Below are 16667 nucleotides of genomic sequence, written 5' to 3'. Positions count from 1 at the left end.
GGCTGTCCCAAGCCATCTGTGCCAACTGTCGACAGTTGCCTACCGTCCTGGTGTGACACCGCAAGCCCTCCAGGGAGGCGACGCGTGACCACCGTGGTGGACAGCCGACTGCTCAACGACGTGCTGCGTGACATCCTCAGCCCGTTCGACCTGCCTCCCGTGGAGGACGTGGCCACCCGCCGTCAGCTCGCCAGGGCACTGCTTTCCGGTCGCGACAACGGGTTCGAGGGCCTCGCACTGGCCTACGCGGTGGTCGCGTTCAGTGCGTCCACTGAGGACGGTGTGGCCGAAGTGCTCGCGGCCGTGCGGGACAACGCCGACGTGCTCGTGCTCGACGGCACTCGCGGCGGCTACCTCTTGCTGCCGTGCGCTCAGGACCAGCACGCCGGACTGGCCAGGGAACTGCACGACCGCGTCGGCGGCGAGGTGTGGATGGCGGTCGCGTGGGCTCCCCGGCGCGACCTCGCCTCCGCCCGTGCGACGGCGGCGGACGTGCTGCGGATCGCCAACGGCCGTGCTCCGGGCGTCTACGAGCTGCGCCACGTGTTGGCGGACTTCGCGGTGCTGCGCCAGCCGCACGTCTCCGAACGGCTGGCCCGCATGATCGAACCCGTGGTGGCGCAACAGCACCTGCTGGACGCGTTGCGGGCGTTCATCTCCGAGGACGGCAACCGGGCGGCGGCGGCGCGGCGGCTGGACATCCACCGCAGCACGCTCGACCACCGCCTGCGGCTGGTCGAACGGCTCACCGGCCACCGCCCGGCCTCACCGCGCGCGCTGCTGACGCTGAGCGTCGCGCTGACCGCCCACTCGTGCCCGGAAGTGCCGCTGCCTCACTGACTCCGCGCGCTGATCTGCTCGCGGAGCCGGTCCTCCTGCGCCTTCTGCTCGTCCGTCATGACGTCCTCGAACGCCTCGGCGCCGTGGACCTGCCGGATCTCGACCTCGCCGCTCTGGAACGGCGCCTTCTTGAGCCACTCCACGGCGTCCTGCAGCGAGGGCAGCTCCCAGATCCAGAACCCGGCGATCAGTTCCTTGGTCTCGGCGAACGGGCCGTCGATGACCGTCGTCGCGCCCTTGGCGTCGAACGCGACCCGCGCGCCCTTGGAGCTCGGGTAGAGGCCGTCGCCCGCGAGCATCACACCGGCCTTCACCAGCTCCTCGTTGTAGTTGCCCATCGCGGTCAGCTCCTCGGCCGTGGGCATCTGGCCGTTCTCGGACTCGGGGGACGCCTTGACGATGACCATGAACCGCATCTCGATCTCCTCGTGTCTGGTGTGTCCGTGCGTTTCTACCGACGCGTCGATCGGGGCTCCCGGCTTTCGACGAGCTTGACCGAATTGTGACCGGCGTCACGCGGCTACGCTGGCCGCATGCGCGAAGACGTCGACTGGATCCTCGAGAACTGCCAGGTCTGGGCCATCGTCGGGCTCGCGGACAACCCGTCCCGCGCGGCCCACGGCGTGGCCAGGTTCCTGCAGCAACGCGGCAAGAAGATCGTGCCGGTGCACCCGTCCGCCGAGACCGTGCACGGCGAGCAGGGCTACCCGACGCTCGCGGACATCCCGTTCCCCGTCGACGTCGTGGACGTGTTCCGCCGCTCGCAGGACGCCGGCCGGTTCGCGGACGAGGCGGTGTCGATCGGCGCGAAGGCGGTGTGGTTCCAGCTCGGAGTGGTGGATCCCGAGGCGTACGAACGGACCAAGGCCGCCGGGCTGCGGATGGTCATGGATGTTTGTCCCGCGATCGAGTGGCGCTCCGGTTGACCAAGTAGCTAGTCTGCGACGTGAGGTTCCCGGACACCTGGGGGTACTGGGGACACCAAGCCTGGGGGGCTTTGTTTCGCATGCTCGTCGACATCAACGTGCTGCAGCCCGCGGACTCGCCGCGACTCGGTGGCTGCAGCGAGGAGTTCGTTCGTTCGCTGGCGTCCTCCGGTGCCGCGCTCGCGCCGATCGTGGTGCACCGGGGTTCCATGAGAGTCGTCGACGGAGCGCACCGCCTGCGGGCGGCCGCGCTGCGCGGGGAGAGATCCGTCGAGGTCGAGTACGTCGACGGACCGGCGGAGGACGTGTTCGTCCTGTCCGTCTCCCTCAACGTCGCGACGTTGTCCACCGCCGACCGCGAGGCCGCCGCCCGGCGCCTGCTGCGGTCGCGCCCGCAGTGGTCCGACCGGGCCATCGCGGCGTCCACCGGCCTCGCGGCCAAGTCCGTCGGGGTGCTGCGGCGCGCCGTGGGCGGCCGCGCCGCCAACCGGGTTGGGCGCGACGGCAAGGTCCGGCCGGTCAACTCGGCCGCCGGGCGGCGGCTGGCCGGACAGATGATCGAGGCACAACCATCGGCGTCGTTGCGGGACATCGCCCGCGCGGCCGGGGTGTCGCCGGGGACCGTCCGGGACGTCCGGCGACGGCTCAGCGCCGGGCTGGATCCCGTGCCGGAACGGATGCGGGCCGCCGAGCAGGCCGAGGTCGAGGTCCCGGCGGCACGGACCGAGGTGCGGGCACCGGGCGCGACCCTGCCGATCCTGCGGCGCGATCCGTCGTTGCGGTTCAACGAACACGGGCGGCTGGTGCTGCGGTGGCTGGAGGCGCACGCGGTGTCCTCCGGGGAGTGGGCCGCGGTCGTGGACGGGGTTCCGTCGCACTGCCGCGAGCTCGTCGCGGACATGGCGCGCGGCTGCGCCGAGGTGTGGGCCCAGATGGCAGAAGCCCTGGAACAGGAAAGCCGGCGCACCGCCTGAGCCGCTAGTCGCCGAAGAGGATCTCGCTGATCTCGCCAGCCACCTCGCGGCCCGCCGCGGGACGCAAGCGGGACAACAGCTTGCTGAACGCCGTCAGGTCGACGTGCACGGTCGCCGACTGCACCTGGCGGATGTCGTCCAGCAGCCCGACGACGAGCTCGCACGCGTGGTCCACGTCGCCCGCCGCGGCGTGGGCCAGCGCGCGGCGCAGGCCGAAACGGGTGCGGGCGCGCAACGCGGTCGGCGAGATCAGCGGGACCTGCTTGTCCAGGATGGCGGCGGCCTCGGCGTGGCGGCCGAGATCGTGGAACGACCACGCTCGGACGATCGCCACCTGGTCGACGAGACTCCTTGAGCCGTAAGGGGATTCGCCGGCCGCACGCTGGAGCTCGTCCGCGCGGTCCAGCGCGTCCTCACAGAGGGAGGAAGCGCCTGCGAGAGCGAAGCCCAGGGCTTCGCGTTGCGCGGCAGCGGCTTGCACGGCGGTGGAGCGGGACCTGCCCGCGCGGCGGGCGTAATCGACGGTCGCGCGCGCGTCTCCCCGGTACAGCGCGAACTCGGAGGCGCGGACCAGCGCCCAGGACTCCAGCTCCCGGTCACCGCCCTTCGCGGCGTACAGCACCGCGCGCCTGGTCAGTTCGGCGGCGGAGGCGTCGTTGCTGCGTTCCTGCTCCATCCAGCCCGCGTACTCGGCGTACCGGGCGGCCAGCAGCCACAGCGCGCGGCCCAGGCCGGGGTCGTCGGCGGAACGGGCCAGGGAGTCCAGGGCGTCCACCTGGGGGCGCAGGCTCGCGAGCACCACCCGAGGACTCAGCCGGTGGCCCAGCGCGCGATGGTTGTCGAACATCGCGTCGTAGGTGAGCAGAGTGGCGTGGTCGCTCGGGATCGGCCGGGCCGGGGCGTCGGCCAGCTCGATCAGGCGGCCGTCCGCCCGCAGCGCGTCGTCGAAGATCCGCGCCATCTCCTGGCTGGGCTGGACCTGACCGTTCTCGATCTTGCTGAGGTGACCTTTGCTGTACGGCACGAGGCCGGTCATCCTGCTGAGCGAGAGTCCGCGCTCGTTGCGCAGGCGGCGAACCTCCTGTGCGAACGTGGGCGACAACGGTTTCACCCCCTCCCGGACAGTGTGCCGGGTTCAAACACGGGGATACCGAATGTCCACGATTTGGCCGTTGATTGACGATCAACTGGGGATAACTGAAGCGGTTGTCGATGGTTCCATGTGAGTCATGGTGATGATGCGCTCCGACGAGGCGGCCGGCGTGGTGATGGTCTGGCAGCGCCTGGCGACCAACGTGGTCCACAAGTCCCGGATCCCGTGGTTCGAGGTGCACACCGACGACGTCGTGGCGCCGGATGGCGGACACTGCACCTACTCCCACGTCGTGGCGCCGGGTTCGGTCACCGTCCTCGCACTCCAGGACGACGATCACGTCGTGCTGACAAGACAATGGATCTACACGCACGGCGGCACCGAATGGCGGCTGCCCGGCGGCGCCGTCGACGACACGGACCCCGATCCGCTGGCCGCCGCACGACGCGAGCTCGCCGAGGAGACGGGGCTGAGCGCCGAGAAGTGGGAACAGCTGGGCGAGATCCACGGTGCCGACGCCCTGAGCAACCACGTCGACCACATCTTCCTCGCCACCGGCCTCACTCAGGGCGAACCCGATCTCGGTCCCGGTGAGGCCGACCTGCGCGTGCGGACCCTGCCGTTCCACCACGCGCTCGACCTCGTCCAGCGCGGCATGCTGCCGCACGCCGGAAGTTCGCACGCATTGCTCGTGATGGCGTTGCGCCGCACGGTCCAGAAATAACATCACCGGGGTTTCCTGATTTCGGAGGAAACAGGAAACCCGTTCTCATCCGACTGGCGGAAAGCCACTCTTGGTGCATCGGCGAGAACTTCAGCCGAAAGCCAGTCAGAATGAGAAGGTGAATTTCTCGATGAGAATGATCTGCTCACTCGCCACCGTCGTGAAGGTTGCCGCGATCTGCCTGTTCGTGGGATTCGTCGTCGGCAGTTTCCTCACGGTCTCGGTGATCTGACCCGGCTTCGGACTGCGGTTCTCCCTGATTGACAAAGGGAGGTGTCAGCCGTGGAACCGCATTTCATGATCTGAACGTGCCCAGCTAGACGCGTGGTGTCCACTGAACGCCGTAGCCGCGGCCCTGACGGGGGTGCGGGAACGACACGTCGATCTCGCCGATCTCGTCGATGGGCAGCTTCTTCGGCCAAGGAGTCAGGTCGTCGGTGTCGCGCGCCAGGGCCTCCTCGACGCGCCACACCGAGTCCGGCAGGTCGTCCCGGTCGAACCGAACGCGCAACCGGAACGACTCGCACATCCGCTCCGGCCAGAACACGTAGGTCGGACGCATCGACTGTCCTCGCGGCACTTTGACCTCGAGCGCGAACTGGTGTGTTTGTCCTGCGTTGAGGGGTCGGGGCAAGCGCAGCTTCATCAGGAAGCGCCGCGGGGACGGCCGTTCGTGACCGATGAGCTCCACCCCGTGCAACACCTCCACGTCCACGTCGCCAGGAGCGCCGTCGGGCGTGGGGGAGGGGATCGTGATGGACCACGCGATCTCGTTGACACCATCGGTGTCGGCCACGACGGTCCGGCGTTCCGTGCACGCGGGCGTCGGACCGTCCAGTTTGAGCAGCGCGTCGAACTCCTTGACGTGCCAGAGTTCCGACGGCGTCACGTGCGCCGTCGACGGTGCCGGCTGCAGTGCCACCTCCACCAGGCGCTGCAGCCCGGCCTCCATCCTCCTGCGCACCGTGCGCGCGCCGCGGTCCTGTTGCTTCGCGAGCCACTCGATGCGTTCGTTGAGGAACCGGAACTGAGCTTCCTCGTGCAGTCCGAGCGGCGCCAGAACGGCGTTGCGGACCTCCGCCGGGAAAGCGCGGACCGCGTTCGTGACCCAGTCGCGCAGTTTCGTTCGCACGGCTTCCGCGCCGTCGGTCTCCACGATGCCGCACACCTGGCGCAGCGCGGGCCCGACGTGCAAGTCGATTCCCGGAGTCTGCACCCCGCGCCCCCGGCACAACGTGCGCAGTTCTTCCATCAGCTGCTCAGGTGAGACAGACATCCGTCCTCCGCGCGGAAATGCTTTGCCGGGCATGTCGGGCATACCTGCTCCGACGTTACTCCGGATGCACCATCCGGGTGAACGTGAATATCGGCGGTCAAAGGGATTGTTCTACACCCTCGTCAAGATGATCACCGCCGTTCGACTGATGTTCTGACCTGGCCCTTCACGGTAACGTGCTGGTCACGGGCGGTGACTCCCTCCGGTCACCGCCGACCCTGCCGATGTGGAGGTTCGATTCGTGCTGCGCACAATTTTATCGGCCATATCCGCGTTCGCGCTGATCAGCGGCGTCCCCGCCGTCGCTGCCCCGGCGGAGAGCGCTTACCTGCTTCAGTTCCGCACGACCCTGAACGACGCCCAGCGCCACCAGCTCAAGGGCCTCGGCGTGCGGCTCGGCGCGTTCGTGCAGGACGGCACCTACGTCGCCCGCATGACGAGCACCTCACGCGTCTCGCGGCTGAGCTACGTCCGCGAGGTGCGCCCGTTCCAGGCCCAGCCGCAGATCATGGCGCTGGGCGGCGCCGCGGACTACCTGATCACGCTGGCCGAGCAGGACGCGCGCGACCAGCAGACCGTCGCGGCCAAGGTGAAGTCCCTGGGCGGCAAGGTGAACGTGATCTCGGCGAGCCGTGAGCACATCATGGCGACGCTGGACGCCGGTCAGGCGGCGCAGCTCGCGAAGCTGCCCGCCGTGATCGCCATCGACCCGGTGTCCGCGCCGGAGACGGACATGGCGATCTCGCGGGAGTCGTCCGGTGCCAACCACATCGAGGCCGCGGGCGGATACCGCGGCCGGGGTGTGCGGGGCGAGGTGATGGACGGCGGCCTGCGCACCACGCACCAGGAGTTCCGCGCCCGGCCGCCGTTGATGCACACCGGCAACTCGACGAGCACCTCGCACGGCACCTCGACGTACGGGCAGATCTTCGCGTCCGGCGTCTCGTCCGCGCACCGCGGCCTGCTGCCCGAGGCGCAGGGCATCTTCGCGGTCTACAACTCGGGCGACCGGTACGCGCACACCAAGCAGCTCGTCGACCCGGCCGGCCAGTACAAGGCCGTGTTCCAGAGCAACAGCTGGGGCAGCTCGCTCACCACGTCGTACAACTCGATCTCCCAGGAGATGGACCGGATCGTCTTCGACCACGACATCCTGATCTGCCAGTCGCAGAGCAACGCGGGCACCCGCAGCTCGCGCCCGCAGGCGTGGGCGAAGAACGTGCTGTCGGTCGGTGGCCACTACCACTACAACACCATCGGACGCGGGGACGACAAGTGGAACGGCGGCGCGTCGATCGGCCCCGCTGCCGACGGCCGCATCAAGCCGGAGCTCTCGAACTACTACGACCGCATCGACACCACGACGTCCACCAACGACACCGCCTACACCACGTCGTTCGGTGGCACTTCCGGCGCCACGCCGATCACCTGCGGCAACGCCGGTCTGATGTTCCAGATGTGGGCGGACGGCGTGTTCGACGGCGGTCCCGGCAAGGGACGTGACGCGTTCGCGTCCCGCCCGCACGCGGCGACCGCGAAGGCGTTGCTGATCAACACCGCCAACCAGCACACGTTCGTCGGTACCGCGCATGACCAGACGCGCACGCACCAGGGGTGGGGCACCGCGTCCGTCCGCAACCTGTACGACCGTGCGCGTGCGGGTGGCTGGAAGCTACCGGTGCTCGTGAACGAGACCGACCTCCTCACGACCGGTCAGTCGCGCAAGTACACCTTCACGTCCAACGGCCAGACGCCGCTTCGCGCGACGCTGGCGTACACGGACCCGGCCGGTTCGCCGACCGCGGCCAAGGCGACCGTCAACGACCTGACGTTGAAGGTCACCTCCCCCAGCGGCACCGTCTACTGGGGCAACAACGGTCTGCTGGCCGGCAACTTCTCCACGTCGGGTGGCGCCGCGAACACCGTCGACACCGTGGAGAACGTGCTGCTCTCGACGACCGCCGCGGGCACCTGGACGATCGAGGTGATCGCGACTGCCGTCAACGTGGACGGTCACGTCGAGACGGCCGCGACCGACGCCGACTACGCGCTGGTCGTGTCGTAGGGGTTACTCGAACCGGGACGGGTCACCCGCGCCGTAGCGGATGATCTCGGCCTCGCCGCTGGAGAAGTCCACCACCGTGGTGGGCGTGGTGCCGCACTCCCCGGAGTCGAGCACCGCGTCCACCTGGTGGTCCAGCCGTTCCTTGATCTCCCAGCCCTGCACGAGCGGCTCCGCCTCGTCGGGCAGCAGCAGCGTGGACGTGAGCAGCGGCTCGCCCATCGCCTCGAGCAGCGCCTGCGTCACGACGTGGTCCGGGATGCGCGCGCCCACCGTCTTCTTCTTCGCGTGCATCATGCGGCGCGGCACCTCCTTCGTCGCAGGCAGGATGAACGTGTAGTTGCCCGGCGTGGAGGCCTTGATCGCGCGGAAGACCGCGTTGTCCACCACCACGAACTGGCCGAGCTGGGCGAAGTTCTCGCACATCAGCGTGAAGTGGTGCTTGTCGTCCAGCTTGCGGATCTCGCGGATCCGGTCGATGCCGTCCTTGTTGCCCAGACGGCAGCCGAGCGCGTAGCAGGAGTCCGTGGGGTACGCGATCAGGCCGTCCTCCTGCAAGATCCGCACAGCCTGGTCGATGGCGCGCTTCTGCGGGTTCACCGGATGAACGTCGAGGTACTTGGCCATGCGGGGCAGGATAGGCCGATCAAGGTTTGAGCAGCACTTTGACCATGCCGTCGGCCTTCTTCTGGAACGTCTCGTACGCCTTGGGCGCGTCATCGAGCGGCAGGCGGTGCGTGGCGAAGTCGTCCACACCCAGCGGATCGGAGTCCGTGAGCAGCGGCAGGAGGTCCGGGACCCAGCGCCACACGTTGGCCTGACCCATCCGCAGCTGCAGCTGCTTGTCGAACATGGTCAGCATCGGCAGCGGGTCGGCCATGCCGCCGTACACACCGACGATCGAGATCGTGCCGCCGCGCCGGACCATGTCGATCGCGCTGTAGAGGGCCCTGAGACGGTCCACGCCCGCTTCCTTCATGAACTTCTGGGCCATCGCGTCCGGCAGCAGCCCGGTGAGCTGCTGGGCGATCTTGGCCGCCGGCGCGCCGTGGGCCTCCATGCCGACCGCGTCGATCACCGCGTCCGGGCCTCGGCCGGTGGTGATGTCCCTGACGACCTCGGTGAGGCGCTTGCCGGCGCCGCGCAGGTCGATCGTCTCCGTGCCGCGCGCCTTGGCGCGGGCGAGGCGTTCCGGGACGAGGTCGACGCCGATGACCCTGGCTCCCCGGTGCCGGGCGATGCGGCAGGCCATGTCGCCGATGGGCCCGAGACCCAGCACGGCGACGATGCTTCCTTCCCGGACGTTCGCGTACTCGACGGCCTGCCACGCGGTCGGCAGCACGTCGGACAGGTAGACGAACCTGTCGTCCGGCGGCCCGTCCGGAACCTTGATCGGCAGCGTGTTGCCGAACGGCACCCTCAGGTACTCGGCCTGCCCGCCGGGAACCTGGCCGTAGAGCTTCGTGTACCCGAAGAGCGCGGCGCCCGACCCGTGCTCGCGCACCTGTGTGGTCTCGCACTGGCTCTGCAGCCCCTGGTTGCACATCACGCAGTTGTTGCACGAGACGTTGAACGGGATCACCACCCGGTCGCCGGGTTTGAGCTGCGTGACCGCCGCGCCGACCTCCTCGACGACGCCCATCGGCTCGTGCCCGAGGATGTCGCCCTCGGTGAGGAACGGTCCCAGCACCTCGTACAGGTGCAGGTCCGACCCGCAGATACCGCTGGACGTGACCTTCACGATGACGTCCTCGGGCTCCTTGAGCGCGGGGTCGGGCACGCTGTCGACCCGGACGTCGCGTTTGCCGTGCCAAGTGACTGCCTTCATGCCCAGTGGCGTTCCCCGTCGCCGCACGTTGATAACCTGGGGGGACTTTCTTTCCCCGGTTTTGGAGACCCTCAGCGATGCTCGACCGTGCCGTCGTCGACGCCCTGTTCCCCTCGGACCTGCCCGAGCCGTCCTTCTGGGAGGAGCAGTACCCGCCGCGACAGCTGCCGGAGGGCGCGAAGGTCACGCGCCTGGGCCCGTCGCCGACCGGCTTCCTGCACATCGGCGGCCTGTACGTCGGCATGATCGACCGCGACGTCGCGTCCCAGTCCGGCGGCGCCTACATCGTGCGCGTCGAGGACACCGACCAGGCGCGTGAGGTCCCCGGCGCCGTCGACCAGTTCAACCGCGCGTTCGCCTACTTCGGCATCGAGCCCGACGAGGCGGACTCCGTGGGTTCGTACGGCCCGTACCACCAGTCGCAGCGCGAGCAGATCTACCTGACCTACGTGCGCGAGCTGCTGCGTCAGGACAAGGCGTACCTCTGCTTCGCCACGAAGGAGGAGCTGGCGGACATCACCGCGCGCCAGCAGGCCACCAAGCTCCCCACCGGCTACTACGGCCGCTGGGCGATCTGGCGTGACAAGACGGCCGAGGAAGTGCAGGAGGCCCTCGACGCCGGCCGCCCGTACGTCGTCCGCTTCCGCTCGCCGGGCAAGGCGGGGGAGCGCACGTCGTTCACCGACGCGATCCGCGGCCAGCTGGAGCACGAGGCCAACCGCAACGACGTCGTGATCCTGAAGGCGTCCGACCAGTCGCCGCGCCTGCCCACGTACCACTTCGCGCACGCCGTCGACGACCACCTGATGCGCGTGAACCTGGTGATCCGCGGCGAGGAGTGGATCTCCTCCGTCCCCACCCACCTGCAGCTCTTCGACGCCCTGGGCTTCGAGCGCGTCGAGTACGCCCACATCGCGCCGCTGATGAAGCAGCAGGGCGGCTCCCGCCGCAAGCTCTCCAAGCGCAAGGACCCCGAGGCGTCCGTCGAGTACTTCATCGAGGCGGGCTACCCGGCCGAGGCCGTGAAGTTCTACATGCGTGGCCTGGTGAACGCCCGCTTGGCGGACCTGCCGCTGTCCGAGGCCCTGGAGGCGCCGATCTCGCTGTCCGAGTGCGGTGTCGCCGGTCCGCTGGTCGACCTGGTGAAGCTCGAGGACATCGCCGCCGACCACGTGGCCACCCTGTCCGGTCCCGAGATCATCGAACGCGTCTCGGCGTGGGCGTCGACCTACGACCCGGCGCTCGTGTCCGTGCTGTCCGACGAGCGCGACGCCGCCCTCGCCGCCCTGCAGGTCGAGCGCGGCCCGGAGGTCGCGAACCCGCGCAAGGACCTCCGCAAGTGGTCGGACTTCCGCACGGCCTACGGGTTCTTCTTCCCGTCGCTGTTCGAGCTGGTGACCGACCGCACCGACGAGCGGCTGGGCGGCCTGTCGCCCGAGCTGATCTCCGCGTTCGCCGCCGACTTCGCCGACGGCTACGCGGACCTCGAAGACGGCCAGGAGTGGTTCGGCCAGATCCGCGAGCTCGCGGGCAAGCACGGCTTCGCGCCGAACCCCAAGGAGTTCAAGAAGAACCCGGACGCCTACCCCGGCTCGATCAAGGAGGCGGCGCAGCTGATCCGCGTCGCCCTCACCGGCTCGAACCGCAGCCCGGACCTGCACGCCATCGCGCGCACGCTGGGCAAGGACGAGGTGCTGCGCCGGGTGCGCGCCCTGGCCGGTTAGTCCCCTCGAATCGGCCCCTGGTTCCTTTGAGGAGCCAGGGGCCGTTCGTATGTTCCGGCGACGATCCGCCGTTGCAGCGCACATACTCCCGCCGTGACGGAAGAGAGCTGGCTGGCGGACAGGGTGCTGCACAGCGGTTGGGCTTGACTTTGGGTGCGACGTGCTGCCGTACCGGCCCACGCGCCCCCACCCACGCAAGGCGAGGCGACGGACGGCCCGGAACCCTCGGCTGGAGCTAAAACCCAGCTAAAACAACCAGCCCCGCGCGGTGTCAACCGTCAGCCGCGACCGCGACCCGAACCACGCGACCACCCGACCAGCCGCCGCCCGGCCGCCCACCCGAGCCACCCATCCGGACGACCGTCCCCCACACTCGTACGACGACCGGACCAGGCGCCTGCGATGCCCGGACGAGGCCCCGTTCAGGGGCCGAGACCGCTTTGGGAACTCCCTTCCGAGAGTTCCGGAAAAAACTCATGAGAGCGTTCCCATTGACGTGGACGTAACACGCCGTTGAGGATCTGCGGCATGCATTGGAGAAGCACTCTCGCCGCAGTGCTGGGGCTGACGCTCGCCGCCAGCGCGACAGCGGCTGTTGCCGCGCCGGAAGCGCACGGGCCGAAACAACCGGTCATCGGGCAGCCCAGGACCGAGCACGGGTGTGCCCGCATCGAGAAGTCACTGCCGACCCTCAAGGACTGGCCCAAGATCGAGAGCCAGCTCAAGGGCGACCGCAGGGACGAGGCCAGGATCAAGGCGATCCTGAAGGACATGACGCTGGCCGAGAAGGTCGGCCAGATGACGCAGCCCGAGATCGCCGCGATCACGCCGCAGGACGTCACGACCTACGGGTTCGGCTCCGTCCTCAACGGTGGTGGCAGCTGGCCCGGCGGCAACAAGAAGGCCACGCCGCAGGACTGGCTGAAGCTCGCCGACGCCTACTGGGAGGCGTCGAAGCAGACGCGCACCAAGATTCCCGTCATCTGGGGCATCGACGCGGTGCACGGCAACAACAACGTCTACGGCGCAACGGTCTTCCCGCACAACATCGGGCTCGGTGCCGCGCACGACCCGTGCCTCGTCCGCGACATCAGTGAAGCCACGGCCGAGCAGATTCGGGCCACCGGGCAGGACTGGGCGTTCGCGCCCACGCTCGCCGTGGTGCGCGACGACCGGTGGGGGCGGACGTACGAAGGGTTCTCGGAGGACCCGCGGATCACGCGCGCCTACGGGTTCGAGGCCGTCAAGGGCTTGCAGGACAACGCGAGGAAGCGCATCGGCGAGGACGGTGTGATCGCCACCGCCAAGCACTTCATCGGTGACGGTGGCACGACCGGTGGCAAGGACCAGGGGGTCAACCCCTCCACCGAGCAGGAAATGATCAACATCCACGGGCAGGGCTACTACGGGGCGCTGGCCGCTGGTGCGCAGACGGTGATGATCTCGTTCAACAGCTGGACGAACGACGTCATCAACGAAGGCAAGGTGCACGGCAGCAAGTACGTGCAGACCGGCATCCTCAAGGAGAAGATGGGCTTCGACGGCCTGCTCGTCTCCGACTGGAACGGCATCGGGCAGGTCACCGGCTGCACCAACGCCAGCTGCCCGCAGGCGATCAACGCCGGCATGGACATCATCATGGTTCCCAACGACTGGAAGGCGTTCATCACCAACACGATCGCCCAGGTCGAGTCCGGCGAGATCCCGATGGCCCGCATCGACGACGCGGTGACCCGCATCCTGCGCGTCAAGCTGCGCGCCGGCACGTTCGACGCGCCGAAGCCCTCGCAGCGGGAGCACGCGGGTGAGCAGGAAGCGCTGCTTCACAAGGAACTCGCGCGCAAGGCCGTGCGGGAGTCCGCGGTGCTGCTGAAGAACAACGAGCGCGTGCTGCCGCTCTCCAAGCGCAGCAAGGTTCTCGTGGTCGGCAAGAGCGCGGACAACATCGGGAACCAGTCGGGTGGCTGGACGCTCAGCTGGCAGGGCACCGGCAACACCAACGCCGACTTCCCCAACGGCACCAGCATCCTCAAGGGCATCCAGGACACCCTGGGCGCCGCCAACGTCACGTTCGCCGAGACCGCGGACAACGTCGACCCGAAGAACTTCGACGCCGTCATCGCCGTCATCGGTGAGACGCCGTACGCGGAGGGCGTGGGCGACATCGGCAAGCGGACGCTCGAGACCGCGCGCCTGTACCCGCAGGACCTCGCCGTGCTGGACAAGGTGTCCGGCAAGGGCACGCCGGTCGTCACCGTCTACGTCGGCGGCCGCCCGATGTACATGAACAAGGAGATCAACCGCTCCGACGCGTTCGTCGCCGCGTGGCTCCCCGGCACCGAGGGGCAGGGTATCGCGGACCTGCTGATCCGTGGACGCCACAACGGGTTCACCGGCAAGCTGTCCTACTCGTGGCCGCGCAGCGCCTGCCAGACGCCGCTCAACGACCCGAGCCAGGACCCGCTGTTCAAGCGCGGCTACGGCCTGCGTGACTGGCAGACCGGCAACGTCGGCAAGCTCGACGAGACGAGCCCCGGCGGCACCTGCTCCGGCGGTGGCGGTGGCACGGCGACCGAGGACCTGGAGATCTTCAACCGCACGGACGTCGCGCCGTACAAGAGCTACATCGGCTCGCCGGAGAACTGGGGCGGCACCGAGATCGGACCTGATGGCCAGGCCTCGCACGCCGAGATCAACGTCGTGCAGTCCGACGTCAACGTCCAGCAGGACGCGCTCAAGGCGACGTGGACCGGCACCGGCCCCGGCCAGGTGTACCTGCAGAGCCCGGCGGGCACCGACCTGCGGAGCTACGGCAACGCCAACGCGGCCATCGTGTTCGACGTGATCGTGCACCAGGCCCCGGCCAACCGCACGGTCATCAGCGCGCACTGCGTGTACCCGTGCCTGGGTGAGTTCGACGCGACGAACGCGTTCCGCGGCCTCCCGATCGGGCAGAAGTCGACCGTGAAGCTCTCGGTCAACTGCTTCGCCGACAAGGGACTGGATCTGGAGAACGTCAACACGCCGTTCCTGGTCTACACCGACGGCGCGTTCCAGGCGTCGTTCGCCAACGTGCGGTGGGTGCCCAAGGCGGGCGCTGATCCGGACGTTCTTCCCTGCACGTAGCCCGAAAGTGCCCTACCGGCAGAACTGCCGGTAGGGCACGTCCAGGTAGTGCTCCTCCCACTGCTGCGGGGTCATCCGGCCGGGCTCGCGTGCGCACAACCGCGCGATCGTCCGGTCGAGACCGACGTCCCACAGGCGGATCGTCGTGTCGTTGCCCCCGGACGCGGTGTAGGTGCCGTCCGGGCTGAACACCGAGCCGCGCACGAAGCCGTTCGCGTCGGCGATCCGCACGATCGGTTCCCGCGTGTGCCGCTCGCTCATCCGCCACGGCCACACCGTGCCGTCCCAGCCGCTGCTCGCGTGCACCTGGCCGTCCGCGCGGTGAGACCCGCAACCCGACGACCCGCCGCCGGACCCGAAGACGTGGTCAGGACCGTCGCGGGCGCGCCTCTCTCGGGGTGGGGCGCCGCCGGCGCTAGCCGGCGACGTCGAGATCGACCGGCTCGCCCCTGATCGCGGTCACCGCACCGCCGGTCTGCGCGGCGAGCCAGACCTCGAACGCCTCCGGCTCCTTCGTCAGGACGGTGAAGGTGACGTCGTGGCCGTACTCGGTGTCCGCGACGTGGTGGCCGGCGGCGCGCAACGCGTTCTCCAGCTTGCCCGCCTGGTCGTGGTCCACGGCGAGCAGGACGGTCTCGTGGCGCTCACGGGTGAGCGTGCCCAGCGCGTCGATCGCCTCCGACACGGCCCGCCCGTAGGCACGGACCAGGCCTCCCGCGCCGAGCTTGATGCCGCCGTAGTAGCGGGTGACGACGACCGCGGTGTCGACGAGGTCCCGGCGCGTCAGCACCTCCAGCATCGGCACGCCGGCCGTGCCCGCGGGTTCGCCGTCGTCGGAGGAGCGTTGCGTGTCGCGCGTCCGGAACGCCGTGCAGTTGTGCGTGGCCTGCCAGTGCTCCTTGCGGATCCGCGCGAAGAACTCCGCCGCCTCCTGCTCGGAGGCGACGCGGGCGACGTGGCACAGGAACCGCGACCGCTGGATCTCGATCTCGTGCGTGCCGTCCCGCCTGATCACCTTCACAGCTCGATTGTCCGCCGCCTCTCGGCTTCGCCGAACAGGGCGTCCAACTCGGCCGGCGGCACTTCCTCCAGCTGCTCGAACGTGCACTGCCCCGGCTCCTTGTCCGGCCGGAACCGCACCAGCCGCGCGGTGTGCCGGAACCGGCCGCCCTGCACGTGCTCGTACCGCACCTCCGCCACCCGCGACGGATCGAGCAGCACGACCTGGAGCTGCTTGCCGGGGTTCCACCGGCTGTTCATGCCGGGCCCCTCGTAGGTCGCCCACGCGGCCCACGGGTGTTCGGCGGGGTCGCGCAACGGTTCGAGCTCCTCGACCAGCTCCCGGCGCCTGGCCGCGGTGAAGCTGCTCGCCACGCCCACGTTGCGCAGCTCACCGTCCTGGTAGAGCCCGAGCACCAGCGATCCGACCGTCTCGCCGTCCTTGTGCAACCGGTAGCCCGCGACCACGCAGTCGGCAGTGCGCTCGTGCTTCACCTTCCACATCACGCGCTTGTCCGGCTCGTAGACGCCGTCCACCGCCTTGACCATCACGCCGTCGAAGCCCGCGCCCTCGAACCGGGTGAACCAGTCCTGCGCCACGCCGGGGTCCGTCGTGGACGGAGTCAGGTAGATGCCGGGGACCTCGGTGACGATCTGCTCCAGCATCTCGCGGCGCTCACCGAGCGACAGGCCGGTGACGTCGGAGTCGCCGCACGCCAGCAGGTCGAACGCCACGAAGCTCGCCGGGGTCTCGAGGGCCAGCTTGCGGACGCGCGACGCGGCCGGGTGCAGCCGGAGCTGGAGGGTGTCGAAGCTCAGCCCGTCCGGCGTGACCAGCACGATCTCGCCGTCCACCACGCACCGCGGCGGCAGCGCCTCCTTCAGCAGCTCGACGACCTCGGGGAAGTAGCGGGTGAGCGGCTTGTCGTTGCGCGAGCCCAGTTCCACCTCGTCGCCGTCGCGGAACACGATGCAGCGGAAGCCGTCCCACTTCGGCTCGTACGCGAGGCCGTCCCCGCGCGGCAGCTCGGGCACGGACTTCGCGAGCATCGGCTTCACCGGCGGCATCACGGGCAGGTCCACGCCCGTGACCAT

At 69.2% G+C, this 16667-nt stretch carries 15 protein-coding genes; 7 read left to right on the top strand and 8 right to left on the bottom strand.

The window, feature by feature from the left end:
• The first annotated feature begins 84 nt into the window (after positions 1-84).
• A complete protein-coding gene (locus tag ABFX45_RS30250; RefSeq protein WP_109638587.1) occupies positions 85-840 on the top strand; it encodes a PucR family transcriptional regulator in 756 nt (251 codons plus the stop codon).
• On the opposite strand, the gene ABFX45_RS30245 is transcribed toward ABFX45_RS30250, so the two are convergent.
• Positions 834-1256 (bottom strand): YciI family protein, encoded by a 423-nt coding sequence (locus tag ABFX45_RS30245; protein ID WP_109638588.1) that lies wholly within the window; start codon positions 1254-1256, stop codon positions 834-836. The genes ABFX45_RS30250 and ABFX45_RS30245 overlap by 7 nt on opposite strands.
• 117 nt (positions 1257-1373) lie before the next feature.
• Between ABFX45_RS30245 and ABFX45_RS30240 the strand changes: the two genes are divergently transcribed.
• Both ABFX45_RS30240 and ABFX45_RS30235 read left to right on the top strand, forming a co-directional pair.
• Positions 1374-1766 (top strand): CoA-binding protein, encoded by a 393-nt coding sequence (locus tag ABFX45_RS30240; RefSeq protein ID WP_109638589.1) that lies wholly within the window; start codon positions 1374-1376, stop codon positions 1764-1766.
• A gap of 80 nt (positions 1767-1846) precedes the next feature.
• Positions 1847-2740: a ParB/RepB/Spo0J family partition protein gene (locus ABFX45_RS30235; RefSeq protein WP_109638590.1), complete on the top strand. Its 894-nt coding sequence runs from the start codon at positions 1847-1849 to the stop codon at positions 2738-2740.
• A 4-nt stretch (positions 2741-2744) separates the two neighbouring features.
• Here the strand turns inward: ABFX45_RS30235 and ABFX45_RS30230 are convergent, their stop codons facing one another.
• A complete protein-coding gene (locus ABFX45_RS30230) occupies positions 2745-3842 on the bottom strand; it encodes a helix-turn-helix transcriptional regulator (protein WP_170155073.1) in 1098 nt (365 codons plus the stop codon).
• Between the two features lie 127 nt (positions 3843-3969).
• On the opposite strand from ABFX45_RS30230, the gene ABFX45_RS30225 reads away from it, so the two are divergent.
• Complete coding sequence (locus ABFX45_RS30225) at positions 3970-4557, top strand: NUDIX domain-containing protein (RefSeq protein WP_233439836.1); 588 nt, start codon at positions 3970-3972, stop codon at positions 4555-4557.
• 316 nt (positions 4558-4873) lie between these two features.
• Here ABFX45_RS30225 and ABFX45_RS30220 read toward each other — a convergent pair whose 3' ends face one another.
• Complete coding sequence (locus tag ABFX45_RS30220) at positions 4874-5833, bottom strand: hypothetical protein (RefSeq protein WP_146231658.1); 960 nt, start codon at positions 5831-5833, stop codon at positions 4874-4876.
• A 226-nt stretch (positions 5834-6059) separates the two neighbouring features.
• Here ABFX45_RS30220 and ABFX45_RS30215 point away from each other — a divergent pair, with 226 nt between their 5' ends.
• On the top strand, positions 6060-7898 hold the full coding sequence (locus tag ABFX45_RS30215) for a S8 family serine peptidase (RefSeq protein WP_346133570.1): 1839 nt from the start codon (positions 6060-6062) through the stop codon (positions 7896-7898).
• A gap of 3 nt (positions 7899-7901) precedes the next feature.
• Here ABFX45_RS30215 and ABFX45_RS30210 read toward each other — a convergent pair whose 3' ends face one another.
• Both ABFX45_RS30210 and ABFX45_RS30205 read right to left on the bottom strand, forming a co-directional pair.
• On the bottom strand, positions 7902-8522 hold the full coding sequence (locus ABFX45_RS30210; protein ID WP_109638594.1) for an L-threonylcarbamoyladenylate synthase: 621 nt from the start codon (positions 8520-8522) through the stop codon (positions 7902-7904).
• Between the two features lie 19 nt (positions 8523-8541).
• Positions 8542-9723, bottom strand: coding sequence for a zinc-dependent alcohol dehydrogenase (locus ABFX45_RS30205; RefSeq protein ID WP_346133567.1), 1182 nt, complete (start codon positions 9721-9723; stop codon positions 8542-8544).
• Positions 9724-9800: 77 nt separating this feature from the next.
• Here ABFX45_RS30205 and ABFX45_RS30200 point away from each other — a divergent pair, with 77 nt between their 5' ends.
• Positions 9801-11447, top strand: coding sequence for a glutamate--tRNA ligase (locus ABFX45_RS30200; protein ID WP_109638596.1), 1647 nt, complete (start codon positions 9801-9803; stop codon positions 11445-11447).
• A gap of 528 nt (positions 11448-11975) precedes the next feature.
• Positions 11976-14573: a glycoside hydrolase family 3 protein gene (locus ABFX45_RS30195; protein ID WP_346133565.1), complete on the top strand. Its 2598-nt coding sequence runs from the start codon at positions 11976-11978 to the stop codon at positions 14571-14573.
• A 12-nt stretch (positions 14574-14585) separates the two neighbouring features.
• On the opposite strand, the gene ABFX45_RS30190 is transcribed toward ABFX45_RS30195, so the two are convergent.
• The 3 genes from ABFX45_RS30190 to ABFX45_RS30180 form a co-directional block, all read right to left on the bottom strand.
• Positions 14586-14879 carry a WD40 repeat domain-containing protein gene (locus ABFX45_RS30190; protein WP_109638598.1) on the bottom strand — a complete coding sequence of 98 codons (294 nt, stop codon included), beginning with the start codon at positions 14877-14879 and terminating at the stop codon, positions 14586-14588.
• Positions 14880-14988: 109 nt separating this feature from the next.
• Positions 14989-15594, bottom strand: a complete 606-nt coding sequence (locus ABFX45_RS30185; RefSeq protein WP_109638599.1) for a YigZ family protein — start codon at positions 15592-15594, stop codon at positions 14989-14991.
• Entirely contained in the window at positions 15591-16655 is a 1065-nt protein-coding gene (locus ABFX45_RS30180; protein WP_112228279.1) for an ATP-dependent DNA ligase, read from the bottom strand. Before ABFX45_RS30180 ends, ABFX45_RS30185 begins: the two co-directional genes overlap by 4 nt.
• Between the last annotated feature and the right edge of the window lie 12 nt (positions 16656-16667).

It is taken from the genome of Lentzea roselyniae, assembly GCF_039537795.1.
In the GTDB taxonomy this organism is placed as follows: domain Bacteria; phylum Actinomycetota; class Actinomycetes; order Mycobacteriales; family Pseudonocardiaceae; genus Lentzea; species Lentzea atacamensis.
Note: the sequence above shows the minus strand (reverse complement) of the source record. Positions and strands in the feature narration are given on the sequence as shown.

Excerpts from the sequence above, each read along its gene's own strand:
- ABFX45_RS30245 (WP_109638588.1), bottom strand. The coding sequence starts at position 1,256 with ATGCGGTTCATGGTCATCGTCAAGGCGTCCCCCGAGTCCGAGAACGGC.
- ABFX45_RS30240 (WP_109638589.1), top strand. The coding sequence starts at position 1,374 with ATGCGCGAAGACGTCGACTGGATCCTCGAGAACTGCCAGGTCTGGGCC.
- ABFX45_RS30235 (WP_109638590.1), top strand. The coding sequence starts at position 1,847 with ATGCTCGTCGACATCAACGTGCTGCAGCCCGCGGACTCGCCGCGACTC.
- ABFX45_RS30225 (WP_233439836.1), top strand. The coding sequence starts at position 3,970 with ATGGTGATGATGCGCTCCGACGAGGCGGCCGGCGTGGTGATGGTCTGG.
- ABFX45_RS30220 (WP_146231658.1), bottom strand. The coding sequence starts at position 5,833 with ATGTCTGTCTCACCTGAGCAGCTGATGGAAGAACTGCGCACGTTGTGC.
- ABFX45_RS30210 (WP_109638594.1), bottom strand. The coding sequence starts at position 8,522 with ATGGCCAAGTACCTCGACGTTCATCCGGTGAACCCGCAGAAGCGCGCC.
- ABFX45_RS30205 (WP_346133567.1), bottom strand. The coding sequence starts at position 9,723 with ATGAAGGCAGTCACTTGGCACGGCAAACGCGACGTCCGGGTCGACAGC.
- ABFX45_RS30200 (WP_109638596.1), top strand. The coding sequence starts at position 9,801 with ATGCTCGACCGTGCCGTCGTCGACGCCCTGTTCCCCTCGGACCTGCCC.
- ABFX45_RS30195 (WP_346133565.1), top strand. The coding sequence starts at position 11,976 with ATGCATTGGAGAAGCACTCTCGCCGCAGTGCTGGGGCTGACGCTCGCC.